This is a genomic window from Hyphomicrobium sp. MC1, from assembly GCF_000253295.1.
GTDB lineage: Bacteria > Pseudomonadota > Alphaproteobacteria > Rhizobiales > Hyphomicrobiaceae > Hyphomicrobium_B.
In genome coordinates this window covers 4,156,401-4,172,466 of sequence record NC_015717.1, presented here as the reverse complement: position 1 = coordinate 4,172,466, position 16,066 = coordinate 4,156,401, and the positions used below count along the sequence as shown (strand labels likewise).

At 57.7% G+C, this 16,066-nt stretch carries 20 protein-coding genes; 17 read left to right on the top strand and 3 right to left on the bottom strand.

Annotated elements, in window-relative coordinates; all coding sequences use genetic code 11:
* Positions 1–5 precede the first annotated feature (5 nt).
* The 17 genes from HYPMC_RS20085 to HYPMC_RS20005 all read left to right on the top strand — a co-directional run bounded on the left by HYPMC_RS20085 (position 6) and on the right by HYPMC_RS20005 (position 14,443).
* Positions 6–425, top strand: a complete 420-nt coding sequence (locus HYPMC_RS20085; RefSeq protein WP_013949945.1) for a hypothetical protein — start codon at positions 6–8, stop codon at positions 423–425.
* A 100-nt stretch (positions 426–525) separates the two neighbouring features.
* Positions 526–903, top strand: a complete 378-nt coding sequence (locus tag HYPMC_RS20080) for a flagellar basal body protein (RefSeq protein WP_013949944.1) — start codon at positions 526–528, stop codon at positions 901–903.
* Positions 904–906: 3 nt separating this feature from the next.
* Positions 907–1,323, top strand: a complete 417-nt coding sequence (gene flgC, locus HYPMC_RS20075) for a flagellar basal body rod protein FlgC (protein WP_013949943.1) — start codon at positions 907–909, stop codon at positions 1,321–1,323.
* Complete coding sequence (locus HYPMC_RS20070; RefSeq protein WP_013949942.1) at positions 1,323–1,643, top strand: flagellar hook-basal body complex protein FliE; 321 nt, start codon at positions 1,323–1,325, stop codon at positions 1,641–1,643. The genes flgC and HYPMC_RS20070 overlap by 1 nt, the downstream gene beginning before the upstream one ends.
* A gap of 12 nt (positions 1,644–1,655) precedes the next feature.
* Positions 1,656–2,438 (top strand): flagellar basal-body rod protein FlgG, encoded by a 783-nt coding sequence (flgG, locus tag HYPMC_RS20065; protein ID WP_013949941.1) that lies wholly within the window; start codon positions 1,656–1,658, stop codon positions 2,436–2,438.
* On the top strand, positions 2,438–2,923 hold the full coding sequence (flgA, locus tag HYPMC_RS20060) for a flagellar basal body P-ring formation chaperone FlgA (RefSeq protein ID WP_013949940.1): 486 nt from the start codon (positions 2,438–2,440) through the stop codon (positions 2,921–2,923). The genes flgG and flgA overlap by 1 nt, the downstream gene beginning before the upstream one ends.
* Complete coding sequence (locus HYPMC_RS20055; RefSeq protein WP_013949939.1) at positions 2,920–4,026, top strand: flagellar basal body P-ring protein FlgI; 1,107 nt, start codon at positions 2,920–2,922, stop codon at positions 4,024–4,026. The genes flgA and HYPMC_RS20055 overlap by 4 nt, the downstream gene beginning before the upstream one ends.
* Positions 4,023–4,742, top strand: coding sequence for a MotE family protein (locus HYPMC_RS23475; RefSeq protein WP_013949938.1), 720 nt, complete (start codon positions 4,023–4,025; stop codon positions 4,740–4,742). The genes HYPMC_RS20055 and HYPMC_RS23475 overlap by 4 nt, the downstream gene beginning before the upstream one ends.
* Positions 4,729–5,466, top strand: a complete 738-nt coding sequence (gene flgH / locus HYPMC_RS20045) for a flagellar basal body L-ring protein FlgH (protein ID WP_013949937.1) — start codon at positions 4,729–4,731, stop codon at positions 5,464–5,466. Before HYPMC_RS23475 ends, flgH begins: the two co-directional genes overlap by 14 nt.
* Before the next feature lie 25 nt (positions 5,467–5,491).
* The gene (locus tag HYPMC_RS20040) at positions 5,492–5,989 is read left to right on the top strand and encodes a flagellar basal body-associated FliL family protein (RefSeq protein ID WP_013949936.1); all 498 of its coding nucleotides are present in this window, start codon (positions 5,492–5,494) and stop codon (positions 5,987–5,989) included.
* Positions 5,986–6,726: a flagellar type III secretion system pore protein FliP gene (gene fliP / locus HYPMC_RS20035; RefSeq protein WP_013949935.1), complete on the top strand. Its 741-nt coding sequence runs from the start codon at positions 5,986–5,988 to the stop codon at positions 6,724–6,726. Before HYPMC_RS20040 ends, fliP begins: the two co-directional genes overlap by 4 nt.
* A 213-nt stretch (positions 6,727–6,939) precedes the next feature.
* Positions 6,940–7,893, top strand: a complete 954-nt coding sequence (locus HYPMC_RS20030; protein WP_013949934.1) for a flagellin — start codon at positions 6,940–6,942, stop codon at positions 7,891–7,893.
* Positions 7,894–8,069: 176 nt separating this feature from the next.
* Positions 8,070–9,755, top strand: coding sequence for a flagellar basal-body MS-ring/collar protein FliF (gene fliF / locus HYPMC_RS20025; protein WP_013949933.1), 1,686 nt, complete (start codon positions 8,070–8,072; stop codon positions 9,753–9,755).
* Positions 9,752–10,342 carry a hypothetical protein gene (locus HYPMC_RS20020; RefSeq protein WP_013949932.1) on the top strand — a complete coding sequence of 197 codons (591 nt, stop codon included), beginning with the start codon at positions 9,752–9,754 and terminating at the stop codon, positions 10,340–10,342. The genes fliF and HYPMC_RS20020 overlap by 4 nt, the downstream gene beginning before the upstream one ends.
* Complete coding sequence (locus tag HYPMC_RS20015) at positions 10,339–11,637, top strand: MotB family protein (RefSeq protein ID WP_013949931.1); 1,299 nt, start codon at positions 10,339–10,341, stop codon at positions 11,635–11,637. Before HYPMC_RS20020 ends, HYPMC_RS20015 begins: the two co-directional genes overlap by 4 nt.
* Entirely contained in the window at positions 11,634–12,911 is a 1,278-nt protein-coding gene (locus tag HYPMC_RS20010; RefSeq protein ID WP_013949930.1) for a hypothetical protein, read from the top strand. Before HYPMC_RS20015 ends, HYPMC_RS20010 begins: the two co-directional genes overlap by 4 nt.
* Positions 12,908–14,443, top strand: coding sequence for a flagellar hook-length control protein FliK (locus tag HYPMC_RS20005; protein ID WP_013949929.1), 1,536 nt, complete (start codon positions 12,908–12,910; stop codon positions 14,441–14,443). Before HYPMC_RS20010 ends, HYPMC_RS20005 begins: the two co-directional genes overlap by 4 nt.
* Positions 14,444–14,760: 317 nt before the next feature.
* Here HYPMC_RS20005 and HYPMC_RS20000 read toward each other — a convergent pair whose 3' ends face one another.
* The 3 genes from HYPMC_RS20000 to HYPMC_RS19990 all read right to left on the bottom strand — a co-directional run bounded on the left by HYPMC_RS20000 (position 14,761) and on the right by HYPMC_RS19990 (position 16,062).
* Positions 14,761–15,006 carry a hypothetical protein gene (locus HYPMC_RS20000; protein WP_024276539.1) on the bottom strand — a complete coding sequence of 82 codons (246 nt, stop codon included), beginning with the start codon at positions 15,004–15,006 and terminating at the stop codon, positions 14,761–14,763.
* A gap of 115 nt (positions 15,007–15,121) precedes the next feature.
* Positions 15,122–15,559, bottom strand: a complete 438-nt coding sequence (locus HYPMC_RS19995) for a molecular chaperone DnaJ (RefSeq protein WP_013949926.1) — start codon at positions 15,557–15,559, stop codon at positions 15,122–15,124.
* 86 nt (positions 15,560–15,645) lie between these two features.
* Entirely contained in the window at positions 15,646–16,062 is a 417-nt protein-coding gene (locus tag HYPMC_RS19990) for a PilZ domain-containing protein (RefSeq protein WP_013949925.1), read from the bottom strand.
* Between the last annotated feature and the right edge of the window lie 4 nt (positions 16,063–16,066).

Here is a 16,066-nt window from a genome sequence, read left to right as displayed (position 1 = left end):
AGTCGATGATTCCAATACGCATCGATCATTCGCAGGTTCGTGAGAAGATTCTCGGAGACAGCATTCGGAGCGTGGCGACCGATCTACGATTGATCGACCTGCCGGATCTCGTCAGTTATTTGAAGACTGGGCAGATCGCGAGCGTGGGTTCGCTCGTTCAGTCGTCGATCGAGTTATCGTTCAAGCCTGAAACGCTGAGCTTCGGCCACGCTGGCGACGTCTATCTGGAATGGGGCGTCCTGCCGCGCGTCTGTCTCGATATGGAATTCCACCATCAGTCCGTTCACGTCTATTTTCGCCTGATGCTGGAGGCCAAAGAGGCCGCCGTCGAAATTACGTACATATCATTTGAAGGTGACACGGTCGGCCCGAGCCAAAATACGATCAGGCTCCATGAGGCCCTGGGCGAAGCCCGTCTCAATTGACGTCTGAGTTTGGCAGGTTGGATTTGTCCATTTCGACCTCTGTCCAGTCTTACGCAAGCGAGCGAGTGCACAAAGATAACGGGCTATCCAGGATTTGATCATGCAGCCGATGCAACTCTTCAATCTCGCATTCCGTCAGAACGAGTGGCTTGCGCAGCGCCAATCGGTCATTTCGTCGAACATCGCCAATGCCAACACGCCCGGCTACAAAGCGAAGGACGTCGAAAGCTTTGATGCCGCAATGCACACCTCCGTGCCGATGGCCGCAACGAGCCCGCAGCATTTCTCCTCGCCCGAATTCGACGCCATCAGCAATCAGGACAATGGCGACGGTCAGGCGGAGGTTCTGGTTTCCGGCAATGACGTCAATATGGAACAGGAATTCCTGAAATCTAACGACGTCATGCGCAGCTACTCGCTCAACACCCAGATCATGAAAACATTCGATCGAATGCTGCAATCGGTGACGAAAGGCTAAACGATGAATGATCCGCTCATAGCCGCAACGAGAGCCGCATCGAACGGTCTTTTCGCGCAATCGACGCGCATGCGTGTCGTGTCGGAGAACATCGCCAACGCCGACTCGACCGGCAAGACAGCTGGCGCCGATCCCTATCAGCGCAAGACTGTGAACTTCGAATCGGTCGCCGACGAAGCGAGCGGTACCGACCTCGTACAGGTCGAAGATGTTTCGCGCGATCAGGCTCCGTTCCGTACCGAATATATGCCCGGCCATCCCGCAGCCGACGCCAAGGGCTACGTAAAGATGCCCAACGTCGACATGATGACCGAGCTCGCCGACATGCGCGAAGCCTCGCGCTCCTATACCGCCAACACTCAAGTCATCAAGCAGGTTCGCGAAATCGTCTCGATGACCATTGATCTTCTGAGGTCCTAATGAGCCTGAACGTTGCAATGCTGTCACCCGATATCAGCCGCGTCACGGGCTCGCAGCCAGTAGCAGGAACGACGCCGACAACGGCGACTCAGGCTGCCCCGGAAAATGACTTCGCCCAGACTATGGCGTCGATGGCTGCTGATGCGATTTCTACCGTCAAGACGGGTGAGACGACCGCGATTGCGGGCATGCAGGGCAAGGCACCGCTGCAGCAAGTTGTGCAAGCCGTAATGCAGGCAGACCAGGCGCTTCGGACCGTCGTTGCAGTTCGCGACAAAGTCGTTGCGGCATACCAAGAAATCAGCCGGATGCAGATCTGAGGGATATAAGCTATGCGGGCACTTTCGATTGCAGCGACGGGCATGTCTGCCCAGCAGACGAACGTTGAGGTGATCGCCAACAACGTCGCTAATATCAATACGACGGGCTTCAAACGCTCGCGTGCGGAATTTGCAGATTTGCTTTACCAGAGCGATCGTCCCGCAGGCACGCTTGCCCGTGACGACGAAACCATTATCCCGGAAGGCAACACGCTCGGACTGGGCGTCCGCACGGTCGCCATTCGCAATCTCTCTGCGCAGGGTCCGCTCGCGTCGACCAACAACCATTACGATCTTGCGTTGAGCGGTCGTGGCTACTTCCAGGTCCAAGGCGAGAACAACGAAATCCTGTATACGCGCGACGGCGCGTTCAACCGTAGCAACACCGGCCAGCTCATCACGCTCGACGGTAACCTGGTCATTCCAAATATCACCGTGCCGCAAAATGCGACCGACATCACCGTCAACGCGGTTGGCCAGGTGTATGCGACTGTCGGCGGAACTCAGCAGCTCCTCGGGCAATTCGCCATCGCCAATTTCGCGAACGAAACCGGCCTCGCGCCACTCGGCGGCAATCTCTTTCAGGAAACGGAAGCGTCCGGTGCCCCTGTTCTCGGCACCCCAGGTGATACGGGCTTCGGTACGATCCAGCAGGGTTATCTCGAAAGCTCGAACGTCGATCCCGTCAAAGAAATCACCGAGCTGATCACCGCGCAGCGCGCCTATGAAATGAATTCCAAAGTCATTTCAGCCGCCGACGATATGTATAACGTGATAACGAAGGACATTCGGTGATGTCCGTCTGGCGCAAAACACAAAAGACTGTTCAGCTCGGACTTACGCTGCTCGCCGCGTGCGCATTTGCGTCCAACGCGCTCGCGGAGGATCCCGGCCGAACCGTATTTGTGCCGCGCGCCGTCATTTATCCCGGCGACCGAATCACGGATGCGAACCTTATCGAGCGTCAGCTGATCGTCGACCCGGGCAATCCGCCTGTCTTTGGCGAGCGCGAACAGGATCTGCTTGGCCGGATCGCACGGCGCACGTTGCTGCCGGGTGAACTCATCCCCGAGATGGCGATCCGCGCCGAAGATCTCGTGAAGCAAGGCCGCACCTACAAGCTCGTCTACAATTCGAAATACGTCTCGATCGTCGGCGTCGGTGTCCCGCTGCAGTCGGGCGCGGCCGGCGAAATTATCAATGTCCGCAATCCCGAGTCGGGCGTCATCATCAAGGCGCGTATCGAACCCGATCAGACCTTGGCGGTGAATGACCAATGAAATTGGTGATTGTCGCGCTGGTTTATTTTCTTGCCGCGACGGCCTGTGCCGGTGCTACGCGGATCAAGGATATTACTGATCTCAAAGGCATCCGCGCCAACCAGCTCGTCGGATATGGTCTGGTCGTCGGCCTGAATGGAACCGGCGATACGCTCCGTAACTCGCCCTTCACGCAGCAATCCGTGCAGGCCATGCTCGATCGCATGGGCGTGAATATTCGCGGCTCGCAATACGAACCGCGGACGCGGAACGTCGCGGCCGTTATGGTAACAGCTGAGCTTCCGCCGTTCGCCTCGAAGGGATCACGCTTCGACGTGACGGTCTCGTCGATTGGCGATGCCAAATCTCTGGCTGGTGGCGCACTGGTTCTAACCTCGCTTGCCGGCGCCGATCAAAAAATCTACGCCGCTGCGCAAGGCCCGATCACCATTTCGGGGTATCTGGCGAAGGGCGCCGCGGAATCGATCACATCCGGAATTCCGACGCGCGGCCGTATTCCCAACGGCGCGATTGTTGAGCAAGACGCCCCCGGCACATTTGATGAAAGCATGCCGCTCGAGTTCGAGTTGCGCAATCCGGACTTCACGACTGCCGTGCGCGTCATGGACGTTATCAACGATTTCGCAAAAGAACGTTTCGGCATGCCGATCGCACGCGCCCGCGACTGGCAGAGCGTGATGATACGCAAACCGCGGAATATCCTGTCGTCGCGTCTGGTGGCCGAACTCGGTGAACTTGAAGTCGATCCCGATCAGACCGCGCGCGTCGTAATCGACGAACGAACCGGAACTATCGTGATCGGCAGCGAAGTAAAGATTTCGACCGTCGCCGTCGCGCACGGAAATATAACCGTTCGCGTCACCGAAACACCGCAAGTGTCCCAGCCGCTACCGTTCTCGCAAGGTGGCCAGACCGTCGTCGTTCCCAATACGCAGGTTGACGTCAATGAAGCGGGCGGCACGGTCGCAACGCTTCAGGGGGCTAATCTGCGTGAGCTGGTAAGCGCACTGAATAAGATGGGGCTGAAGCCCATCGGGATCATCGCAATTCTGCAGGCCATGAAGACGGCAGGCGCATTGCAAGCTGAACTGGTGGTGCAATGAGATTTCTGATCGCTCGCAAGTTTCTTGAACGCGGCAGCGTGGCATGGTTGGCGGGCGGTTTGCTTGTCATAGCCACCGCAATGCCGGTAGTAGCCGAAAGCATCCACAATCCACTGGTTGGCCCGCCCGTCGATCGCAGCGAGCGCGCATACGAGCTTCGGCAGAAGGCGGAGCAAACGCCTCCGATCGCTTATTCGTTCCGCATCGCGGTCGACGACACCAAGCCCGAAGGCGCTCAGAAATCCGAGGCCGCAGATGTGGACGCGCTGCCGCTCCCGCCGACGACCAAACAGCAGTTGAGCCCGGCGCAGCAGTATTGCTCGAATATTCTCGATGCGACGTCGGCCGCCCAAATCGCACAGCAGACGCGTGGTCTTCAAAAGGCGCAGAAGGAAATTAACGACCGGATCGCGCTTCTCAATGCGAAGGCCGAGGTGCTGAAAAGCTGGATGAAGCTACGCGAGGATTTCGCCGCGCACGCTACTGACGCGCTCGTTGAAATCTACAGCCGGATGAAACCGGACGCCGCTGCGGCACAACTCGCGGCGATGGACGAGATGACATCCGCAGCAATCATTTCGAAGCTGGCACCGAAAGTTTCGAGCCCCATTCTGGCTGAGATGGAAGTCGCGAAGGCGGCGCGTCTCTCCGCCGTTATCGCCGGTGCCGGCGAACTCGCAATTCAGCCGGAGCACAAGGCCAATGCCCAGCAATAGATTTCGATGGGTGGCTCCAGCGACTGCGTCGCTGTCGTTGCTGCTAGGCGCGTGTGCCATAGACCAATTGCACGAAGTCTCGCAGGCCCCTGCAATGTCCCCGATGGGAAGCGGCTTGGCGCCCGGTCAGGCGGCGCACGTCAATCTTCCCGTGACACCTGTCGCCTATCACTCGGGTAACTCCACCTGGCAGGATTCCGGCGCCGACCTCTTTCGCGATGCACGCGCCCTCAAGGTCGGCGACGTCGTCACTGTCAAAATCCAGATCAACGACAAGGCGTCGTTGGATAACAATTTGAATCGTTCACGTGATTCGAGCGTTGGGCTGAAATCATCGGCAGATTTCAATTTTGGCTTCGGCGCGCCAGGTCCGACTGGATCGGGCAGTCTTGATGGCAATCTCGATCGCACCACGGCGACGGACTCGAAAGGCTCCATCGACCGCTCTGAAAACATCAATCTTCTTGTCGGCGCCGTCGTCAGTCAGGTGTTGCCGAACGGCAATCTCGTCGTCAGCGGTTCGCAGGAAGTGCGGGTCAACTACGAGTTACGCGTCCTGAATGTACAGGGCGTCATTCGGCCACGGGACATCGCGACCGACAATACGATCTCCTACGAGAAAATTGCTGAAGCGCGAATTTCATATGGCGGCCGCGGCCGTGTCATGGAAATTCAGCAGCCCGCCTACGGCCAGCAGATTCTCGATAATCTTTCGCCCTTCTAAGGCTCGGGTTGGGGGAGAGAGCTAGGTGGCAAAAGATAAGCGAAAAAAGGACGACTCGAACGCGGGTGGTGGCGTTGGCGGCTTCGTGATAGCGGCGCTTATCGCGATCGTTTTGGGCGCCGGCGGCGGCGGCGCTTACGGCTACTTTCTGATGCCCGACGTTGCGCCTCAGAATTCTGTGCCAACAGATAAAGCGCCGCCGGCCGGACCAACCGCTGGGCGGTTCCCGGGCGACGCCATAGAGCTGGCCATACCCTCGGTCATTACGGATTTGAATTCCGAGCCTGCGGTCCGCGCCAGGCTCGATGTCTCTATTATCGTCGTCCACGGCACGCCCCAAACGACGACGTTGCTCGGCGAGGTCCGCGAAGACGTGATTGCCTACCTGAAGGGCCTCTCCCTAGCCGACATCCAGGGCGTGCGTGGCTTCCAGAACTTGCGAGAGCAACTTGACGATCGCGCGCGTGTCCGCGGTCGAGGCGCCATTCTGGGCCTTCTGATAGGTGGATTGGTGCTCGAATGATCAAGAAAGTTCTGTGGGCGCTGATCCTTTTGGCAGCGTCTTCGAGCGCGGCTGCCGCGCAGGCAATCGATCTCCAGACGCTTTTCCCCGCGGGAGACGCCAGCGTTTCCGGCCGCATCGTTCAGCTTCTTGTCGTGATGACCGTCCTTTCGGTCGCGCCCGGCTTGCTGATGATGGTGACGTCGTTCGCGAGATTCCTGATCGCCTTCTCATTCCTTCGCGCCGGTCTTGGACTGCAAACGACGCCGAGCAATATGATCCTCGTCAGCCTCGCACTCTTCATGACGCTGTTCGTCATGGCCCCGACCTTCCAGGACGCCTGGGATAATGGCGTCAAGCCGATGGTCGAAAACAAGATCAGCCAGCAGGATGGCTACGTGCGGACGACCGCGCCCTTCCGGACGTTTATGAAGGCGAATGTGCGCGACAAGGATCTCGCGCTGTTCGAACAGATGTCTGCGGAACGCTTCGGGGAGCAGAACAAGGCGGGTCCCGATGACCTGCGCGTGCTCATACCTGCGTTCATGGTCTCTGAGTTGCGCCGAGGGTTCGAGATTGGCTTTTTGGTGACGCTGCCGTTTCTCGTCATAGATCTGGTAGTGGCGACGATCATGACCGCAATGGGTATGATGATGATGCCGCCGACCGTCGTCGCGTTGCCGCTGAAGGTGCTGTTCTTCGTGCTGGTCGACGGTTGGAGCTTGCTCGTCGGAGCGCTTGTGAAATCATTCACTTAGCTCGATGACGTGCGGCATTAAGAATCCGCCTCCGAGCAAAATAATTAACATTCTAAGCGTCAAAATTAACCATTAGGAAACGACTCTCGTCTATCAATCTTGCCGATGACAGGGTGGCAGCGAACACGCGCCATAGGCATGACGCCGATCTGTCAAGCCGGTAGATCCGGTATGTCCCAGTAGCGTTTTGTGCTGAGTAAAAGGACAAGGGACATGGGCATGAGCAGTATCAATACCAACATTTCCGCAATGACCGCATTGCAGTCGCTGCGGCAGACCTCCAAAGATTTGCTGACGACGCAGAACGCGATTTCGACCGGCCTGAAGGTCGCGAGCGCTTCGGATAACGCAGCTTACTGGTCGATTGCGACCACGATGAAGTCGGACAACTCGGCGCTCTCGACCGTGCAGGACGCACTCGGTCTTGGCAAGGGCACCGTTGACGTCGCCTACAACGCGATCAACCAGTCGATCGATCTCGTCGGCCAGATCAAAGACAAACTGGTTGCGGCCGCATCGCCGGGCGTTGACCGCACGAAGATTCAATCGGAAATCACCCAGCTCCAGGATCAGCTGAAGGGCATCGCTTCCTCAGCAAGCTTCTCGGGCGAGAACTGGGTTTCGGTCGATTCATCGACCTCTGGCTACAGCGCGACAAAGACGATCGTTTCGTCGTTCTCTCGTGCCTCGGACGGCAGTGTTTCTATCGGAACGATCAGCGTCGATACGTCGACGTCAATCCTGTTCGATAGCTCCACCGCTTCTGGCGCGGGCGGCATCCTCGACTCGCAGCGTTCGTCTACGGGCGCCGTTGTGACGACGGGTGGCACGTCGATTATGAACATCGACATTAGCTCGCTGACCGACAGCCCGACCGATCAGGCGACCTTGAACGGCTATATCGCCGGCGTCGATGCTGCCTATCAGTCCATGACGACGGCAGCTACTAACCTCGGCTCGGCGCAGAAGCGCATCGATCTGCAGACCGACTTCGTATCGTCGCTGATGGACTCGATCACCACCGGCATCTCTCAGTTGGTGGACGCTGACATGAATCAGGAATCGACAAAGTTGCAGGCATTGCAGGTCAAGCAGCAGCTCGGTGTTCAGGCACTGAGCATCGCTAACCAGTCGAGCCAGAACATCCTGTCGCTCTTCCGCGGCTAATAACTAGGGCCTGACGCCGCTCGGCGTCAGGCCCCATACAATCTCCGATCTGTTAGACGGGCCGCCACCCCTGACCTCTTCCGCCAACGCGGATCAGGCCACGGAGGCGGCCCGTCACCTTTGCACAAGGTTCCGTCCCTACCGTTGACCGGAAACTTTGCCGGCAAGGTCGAGAGATGGATTGGCGTCAATTAGAGAACCTTTATCGCAGTCTGCTGGGTCTCGGCCGCAGGCGCCTTATGGCGCTTGGCATCGCCGGCGCGCTCGTCTTCGGACTGATTACCATAGGCAGTTACTTCGCGTCGCGCTCAAGCTATGAGACGCTTTATGTCGGCCTGACGCCGCCTGACATCAGCCGCATGGGCACGGAGCTGACCGAGGCCGGCATCCCATTTGAAAGCAGCATGGACGGGACGAAGTTGAGCGTTCCAGTCGGGCAGACGGCACAAGCTCGCGCTTTGCTCGCGGAAAAGGGACTGCCCGGCAGCCAAACAGCGGGTTATGAGCTGTTCGATAAGCTCGGCGCGCTCGGGCTCACCTCGTTCATGCAAGAAGTGACGCGCGTGCGCGCTCTTGAGGGCGAGCTGTCGCGAACAATCCAATACCTGAAGGGTGTGAGAGCTGCGCGTGTTCACATCTTCATGCCGAACCAGAATGCGCTTCAGGTCAAGAAAGAAGCGCCGTCGGCGTCTGTCGTCATTCGCACGGATGTTGCCGGAGATGCCACTGCAGCGCCGGCCATCAAGCATCTGGTTGCCTCGGCGATCCCGGAAATGACGCCGAACGAAGTCCAGGTTATCGGCACCGATGGTTCGATTCTTGGAGGCTCCGGCAACGGCCTCGCCAGCGGCGACGCGCCGGTGCAGATGCTCGAACTCGAGCACACGGTCTCAAAACAGATTCAGGATAGCGTTCGCCGCACCTTGTCGCCCTATCTCGGTCTGGACAACTTCGAAGTCAGCGCTATTGCCCGCTTGAATATCGATAAACTGCAGACGAACGAAACGAAGTTCGATCCCGACAGCAAGGTCGAGCGATCAACGCGATACATCAAGGAAGCTCAGAGTTCGCAGGACAGCGCCGGCAAGAACAATGTCAGCGTTCAGGAAAACATTCCGAACGAACAGACGAGCCACAAAGACCAGAACAAACGCAATCAGGATCGCAAGGAAGAAACGACCAACTACGAGATCAGTTCGTCGACGGCCTCCTCGACAAGCGAAGGCTACAAGATCGCGAACATCTCGGTTGCCGTCGTCGTCAACAAAAAGCGACTGATGGATGCGATGGGTAAAGATGCAAAGCCCGAAGACGTCGACAAACAGGTCGCCGAAATCGAGAAGATCGCGCTTTCCGCGGCCGGCATAGACACCAAGCGCGGTGATCGTATCAGCGTCGCCGCCGTCGATTTCGCGCCGTCCCCGTTTGAAGGAGACGGATCGTCGGGAACGGCATGGGCTTCGCTGTTGATGAGCTTGGCGGGAACCGGCATCCGTTCACTAACGATCTTGCTGGTTGCTGCAATTGTCGTGATGGCGGGCTTCCGGCCCGTGATGCGGACCCTGCTCTCAAGCGATAGGCCCGCGATTGAAAGCGCCGATAACGTCGCGATCGAGGCGCCGCTCGCATCGATTACGGGAACGGGCGCAGCTCCCATCGACATGCCCGAAATGGCGTCGCCGTTGCTCGAACCGGGCGCCAACCCATTTGACGGCATGGGCGGCGGCTCGGGAGACTTTGGCAGCGGACTGGCGTTCGGACGCTCGCTGGCACTCGGTCCCGTCGAGAAGCTCAGCGCGATTATTGATCGCGATGAAGAGCAGGCGACTGCGATCATGAAGCATTGGGTTAAGAACGGATGACGGCTCGGCCTCACAGTTCGGCGTTCTCCCTGCTCAGGGACTTCGATCGCGTCACCCCTGACGTCGAAGAGCCGGACCATGAAGCGCAGCTGAAAGCTGCGTTCGAGGATGGTCATCGGCAGGGCTACGCCGAAGGCCGTGCAGAAGCGGAGGCCGATGCAGAGCATCGCCTCGCCGAAGCGCAGATTCATCACGCGAACGAGCTCGCCCAGGAAAAAGACTGCTGGCAGCGCGATTTCGCTGAGCAGCTTATTGCGCGTTTGGAAAGTGCGTCGGGCCTGATTGAGAAAAACGTCGCTGAGCGGGCCGCGACGCTGCTGCGCCCCTGGCTCATCGGGCGTCTACAGGATCGCGCGTTGAAGGATCTCGAAAGGGCGATTTTACGTGGCTTGGTGGAAGGCGCAAAGATTCACATCGAAGCGCCGGCCGAAATTATCCAACATCTCAACGAACGGCTGCCGACCGCCGGATTTCAGATCGGATATTCGGAAAGTCCGAGTGCAGATGTTCGCGCTCACATAGAAAACACCGAAATCGAAGTCAACATTGCGGCGTGGATCGCCGAGCTTGAGGCGCTAGTACCATGAGCGACGGCCGCGAAGACGTATCATCGCAACCTCTCGTCATTGTCCGTCGCCGGCGCAATACGGAAGAACCGCATCACGGTGGCGTCTGGAAGATCGCATATGCCGATTTTATGACGGCCATGATGGCGTTTTTTCTCGTCATGTGGCTGATCAATGCTGCCGACAAAAAAACCATCGTGCAGGTCGCCGCCTACTTCAATCCGATGCGTTTGACCGATCGTTACGCGGCGCCGAAAGGCATTGAAGATCTCGTCGAGACGCAGTCGAAACACTCTGACGAGAAAAGTAAGCGCGGATTCGAAAAGCAGGTCGTCGATGACGCCTCGAAACGGCAGGCCGATCGCGACAGCAAAGAAAACAGCGGTGACGCCAAAGACGACGCCTCGCACGAATCGAGTGTCGGATCGGGGGGCAAGAGCTCAGAAGAGCTTCGCGAGATGGCGCTCTTCGACAATCCTGGTAACTTGCTTGAAAAACTCGCTGACGAGGCACGCGCAAGTCAGTCTACGACGGCAGCCAGCCCATCAGACGGCAATATTGACGATCCGTTCGATCGCATCAATCGCAAGGCCGGAAAGTCAGATGTCAGGTTGAAGCCTGCGCCCCAAGCAGCGCCGATCGTGCCGGAGCACCCCTCCAACGTGGCGCGCGCCCTGCCCGCAGAAAACGTAAAACCGGTTACGCAGGACCCAAAGCAGCAGCTCTCCGCGCGAGCATCAATGGATGATGTCGGCGATAAGCCGAAGCAGCAGGACACCATCACAAAGCAAACCCCTGCAACTTTGGATCAGGCAAAGAAAGAAGATAAGACGCACGACAAGGATCACGACAAAGATCAGGACGCAAAAGACCTGCGGGACCAGATCGGCAAAGCCGTCGCGGACATTTCACGCGAACTGCCGATGATCGACGTGAAAGCGACGCCCGAAGGATTACTCATCAGTCTGACGGACGATGCCAATTTCGGCATGTTTGAGGTCGGTTCGGCGAAGCCGCGCTCAGAACTCGTCCTTGTCATGGAGCAAATCGGTCGTGTCTTGAGCAGCAAGAAGGGCGATATCGTCCTTCGCGGCCATACGGATTCGCGTCCATACAAGAGCCGGGTCTATGACAACTGGCGCCTTTCCGCTGCTCGCGCTCAAATGGCCTATTACATGCTTCTGCGTGGCGGCGTCGACGAATCTCGCGTCGTCGCCATCGAAGGTCGTGCGGACCGCGATCCGAAAGTGCCCGACGACACTCTCGCGGCCGCCAACCGCCGCATCGATATCCTCATTAAAGAGGATAAGAAATGAAGCGGATCGCGCTGATTGCTGCAGCGTCGTTCGTTGTGCTCGCGGGCCTCGCCGCGGGCTCGTTGGCGTATTTCAAGCCCGCATTTATTTTCGGCGAAAACGACGAGGTTGTCGCGGCCGAGCACGGCGTTCCGATCTATTCAGAGGATGCGAGCGAAAAAGCTCAGGTGCGCCGCCATACACTGCGTCTTCTGGAAGAATTGGGCGCGGTTCAGGACAAGATCATTCGCGGCGATCGTGCAGCGCTTGCGGAGCAACAGCGTCTGCTGATCGACATCGCGCGCGAAGTGAAAAGTTTCAGCCCGGAGGCATGGGACGATTACGTCAACGTCCGTACGAGCCTGCTCTATGTTCTGAGTGGCGGTGACGCGCGCGTCTTGCAACCACTGGTCAAGCAGAATTCTTTGAGCGTCGCCGATCAGAATTTGGCCGCGGGCATCATGAGCTTTGCCGAGGGTCAGCCTAAAAAGGCGCGTGAGCTGTTCGAAGATATCGATCCCCGTTCGCTCGACGTCAGCCTTGTTGGGCCTTTCGCGCTGGCCAAGGCGTCACTCTATCTTGAGGATGATCACGCAACCGCGATCCGCCTGCTCGATGATGCGCGTCTGGCGTGTCCCCATACCGCGATCGACGAGGCGTCGGCGCGGCGCGAAATTCCTGTATTACTCGATGCTGGCGACACGAGCCGAGCGCTGATGCTGACGACAAGCTATGTGCAGGAATTCGGCAAGTCGATTTATGCCTGGAAGCTCTTTCGAGAATTTGCGGAAGCAGCCGCCAAGCATGGGGAATTCGATAATCAGGAAAGCATCGATCGCCTCGCCGCCACCTTCGATGACGACGACATGCAGCCAGCGTCCGAGCTGTTCATCGATCTTGCCGGAGAGGGTTTGCTACAGGGACGGCTAAAGCTTGCGAAGGCCGCTGCTGCTAAAGTTCTCGCAACACCGAATGCATCACCAGAGAATAAGGAACGTGCGCGCCTCTACATGGCCGCAGCCGAAGCGCCTTCGAACGATGCGGTAAATGCTATGAAGGCGCTGGATCAGATCACTGTCGATCGGCTGTCGGAGGACGACGCTGAGATCCGGGAAGTGGCGGGATTTATCGCCAAAACAGTAACCGGAACAGGCGTCGCGCCGACTGCTGTCAGAAAGACCGCTCCGCAAGCCGTGGCGCAGGCTCCGGGTGAAAAGAATGCAATGACGGCGCTGAATAAAGCCGACGAGATTTTAAAAGAAGCAGATTCAATGATTACTAGGAGTGGGAAATGACGGCAGCAGTTGGAAGCGCCGCATCTGGCGGAGCCGAAGCTCTCCTGCAATCCGTATCGGGAAAAGCATCGAACGGATATCGCGGTCACCTCAAGCAGACGGATGAGAACGATCCCAAGTCGGAAGGCGCGACCCAGAGCGCGCCGCGCGATGATGTCGATGCTGCTGCGACGCATGTCGATAAGACGCGAAAGACGTCGCAGCGAAAGCATGGCAAGGGCAAATCGGATGACGACGATAGCTCGTTCGAGGATGCTTTCGACAGCGTCGGCCAGGATCAAGCGAAAGAGGCGGTCTCGAAATCAACCAACGGAGCAGGAACATCTCCGGATCTCACGTCGGCGCAGCTGACGCCGAATCAAACGCCAGCGACGAATACCGTTTCCTTGACAACCAACGCCGATACGTCTCAGGCTCCGGTCCGGTCAGCAGCCTTGATGCAGCAGAGAAGCATTCTCGCTCTCATGGATGCAAAAAACAGAATCTTCGCAAATTCCGGCGACCTAAAAGCCGACGATGGGACTGTTAATGTCACCGTCGACCACGACGCCATTCCGCAAGATACAAACGAGCTTGTGCCGGTTGCGATCAATCGACGGGAGACGCATTGGAACTTCAATTCCGACGCCATGACGAGCGTCGCGTCGCAGCTCTCGGCTATGAATACGGATAAGGCTGCGCCATCCGCGGCCGCCGTTCTGGCTCAGACAGTTGCTTCGGTCACCACGGCAAAGGAACAGAAGCCGGACGTCAAATTATCGGGCGACGCGCCGCAGTCCGTAGCGCAGCCGACAATCGCAGCGGCAAATACCGATCAGAATGCGAATGCATCGCTTAACAACGACAGCGGAAACAAGAGCGATACGCAATCTCAGTCGCATACGGAAATAGCTTCAGAGGCGGCCAAGAAGACGGAAAAGCCGGATGCTGCGTCGTCCCTCGACCAGATTTTTGCAACCAGCAAAACGTCCAACGCCATCGCGGCTAACGTCAGCAATCAGGTTCGCGACGGCGTAATCACGAGCTTGGCATCGACTGCGACCGACGCCAGCGCAGCAACATCATCCGTCGACGTGCCGACGCGGGCAACCACAGCGCCCGTTCTGCGCACGCTCGATCTAACGTTGTCGCCGGCGGATCTTGGTTCGGTCAGGCTCCGTCTGAGTCTCAGTTCGAATTCATTGTCGATCGAAGCCGAAGCATCGAAGGCGTCGACAGCCAAGCTTCTCAACGACGATCGGCCGAATCTCGAACGCGGCTTGAAAGATGCAGGCTATGACATCTCAAGTATGAAGATTACGGATACTTCCGCCAGTAGCACCATGAGTTCGAACGGTTGGCAGACGAACGGTTCCCCGTCTCGTGATGGAGATCCATCGCGTTCGGGCTTCATGGGCCGGCAAGATGGCGAGATGCAAAGACGTGATGGATCGCCGTCCGATCAGGCCCAACGTCGCCCCAGAGAATCCACTCAGCAGCCGGCGTCGGCTGAAGTTGCCGGCGTCAGGTCCGGCAACGCAGTCTATATCTAGGACTCGTTAAATGATGCAGCAGCAGGAATTGGCAGGAGCTGGGCTACGTGGTCCATTTCAACTCGCGTCTGATGCCATCGAGGAAGAGCTGGTCGATCGTTGTCCGGGTACGTATGCGCTTGGCTTCGTCGATCATCTTGGGCGCTTCGCGATTACATACGTCGGAAGCGCCGGCGAGGACCTCAAATCAAAATTGAAAGCCCATATCGGAACCGCGACGCAATTCAAGTTCCGCCATTTCGCGGATGAACGTCAGGCCTTCGAAAAAGAATGCGAGATATTTCACAAGTTCATGCCGAACGGAAACATCCTGCACCCTAGCCGACCGCGCGGAACAGATTGGACGTGTCCGAAATGTCGTCGTTAGCCTGACTCGTCGATAGCAGACTGATGACGTCCGCAAGCGCCTGATGATAGCCGGCATGCCAGTAGGCGCATTCGTCGGTGTCGCGATCGAGATGGCGTTGCGCTTCGAGAACTTTTGACCAATTCCCGTCGAGTTGTGCACCCATGCCGGCCATACGCAACTGCAACATCTTAAGGTCGGCGCTCACGTCGTCCATCTTTAACCCCATCGCATTCTCTGCCGGTCGAGGGCCGGCTGCGATGAGACATTACCCGACATTCGTGGGAACATCGCGAAAGAACAATCTCGCATTTTAGATAAGTTCGCGAGGCTCAGTGTTCACTCTTTTTCAACCGCGCAACGTAGCGATCCATGAGATCATTGGCGATCATCATGCGCTGTGTCGCAAGCTCCCTGAGATCGGACTGCACACGATCCGGATGATTTCTAAGTGCAAATTCTCGCCGCAGTGTCGCGATGTCAGCTTCGGAAAAATTTGCGTCGAGTCCAAGTTCAATTAAGATTTTATTCGGATCGAGCAACGGATCTGCGCTGATGCTGCTTTGCTCATCGAAGGCATAGGGATGTTTCGGAGGGACTTGAGAATTTCCCACGCCACCGCGAGAAGCAGCCGCCAAGGCCCACGCCGCCTCTAAACCGTCGATGGAAAGGCGATTGGGGCGTGATACACCGGCGGGCCGATCGTCATGACCGAACAAGCTGTCAATGATCGATTCAAAATCGGACGGAATGGATTCCCGTGATGTCATTCGGACCGCGGTTCGAAGCGAAATGCCGGATCGCGGAACGTTACGAAACGCAGCTTGCAGTACGCTGACGGGTCACGTCCCGCCGATCACGGCCGTCGCGTCGACTTTTGCAGCGTTACGGCTCTGCCGAAAAATTCCCGACCGAGATCTTCAAAGTCGAGTCGTTCATCGACGTTGGGAACCGGATAGAGAAACTCTACGCCCAGATGTTTGTCGCGTAGCCATGTCACTGTGCCATCGAGCATTGTGCCATCGAAGAGCGTTAGCGCGATTCTGTCACCGACGTTCGGGACGATTCCGTCCCCGACGCTAATTTTTGCTCCGGATTCCGATAAGTCGACGAGGTCGCAGATGAGCCGCATGCCGCGAAAGTTTAAAGCGACGTGCTGGCGAGCTATGCGCCGGATGCCGTCGCGCCGCTTGTCGTCGGCCTCGATGCTTTCCGGAATCAGGACCTCGGTCTGAAAGCTGCTCATGAACTTTTCAAACGTGGTCTTACTCATTTAC